This window comes from Parendozoicomonas callyspongiae (genome assembly GCF_023502345.1).
GTDB classification, from domain to species: domain Bacteria; phylum Pseudomonadota; class Gammaproteobacteria; order Pseudomonadales; family Endozoicomonadaceae; genus Sansalvadorimonas; species Sansalvadorimonas callyspongiae.
In genome coordinates, this window is record NZ_JAMFLX010000114.1 from 1 (window position 1) to 840 (window position 840).

Sequence of the window (840 nt, forward strand, 5' to 3'; positions counted from 1 at the left end):
TGAGGTAACATGAATTTCGAAAAACTTCTTGATACAGCCAGAATTGACTTCACAGACTGCATAATCGAGCAGGACAGTGGAACGAGGCTATCTCATAACTTTGATATAAATCCTTCAGAATTTCTTTCTTTCTCAAAATCTGACATTAAGGATAAATCAAAGAAAGGCCTAGTTAATGCGTTATCTAATGCTAAAAGAGCAATAGACAGTCAAATCGATAAGATTTTCATGTCCTTTGGCTATACACCGAAGAATTTCCCAAAGCATCTTATAAAATTCATAGACTTCTTTACAGATGCAACTACCAATAAAGACGCACCAATAAAACTGAGAATAATCAATGCATTCGGCATGGCTCCAAGTGGTTTGGTTTCTCAAGTAAGGACTTTAAGAAATAAACTAGAGCATGATTTTTCGGTGCCAGAATATTCTGAGGTAAAACAATCAATTGAAATTGCTGAGCTATTCATCGCAGCAACAGATAAAAAATTGATGGATTTTTGGGGCTTTGAAATAACTGACATGAAGCATAAAGAAAAAGCTGAGGAAGGAAAGCTATCTGGCATATATATTTCTGAAGATATTTCTTCCCCAGCACTAAATGTTAGGTATAAGAGTCCGTTTTCAGATGAAGACATAAGAATAATTATCAAACCCGAAGATCCTGCCCATCCAATACTAATGAGAATGTGTATTTCTCATGATCAGTTCGAAGAATTCCAGGATTCATTGATTGCACTTCTTAAATTCTGTGGCCAAAAAATACCAGAGCATAAGGTATGTGCAATCCCCATTTAACAAGTGCGTGCATGCGACCGCCTACGGCGTCGCATGACGCAA

At 36.9% G+C, this 840-nt stretch carries 1 protein-coding gene; it reads left to right on the forward strand.

Annotated elements, in window-relative coordinates:
* The first annotated feature begins 9 nt into the window (after positions 1-9).
* Positions 10-798 carry a hypothetical protein gene (locus tag M3P05_RS20520; protein WP_249702000.1) on the forward strand — a complete coding sequence of 263 codons (789 nt, stop codon included), beginning with the start codon at positions 10-12 and terminating at the stop codon, positions 796-798.
* The last annotated feature ends 42 nt before the right edge of the window (positions 799-840 follow it).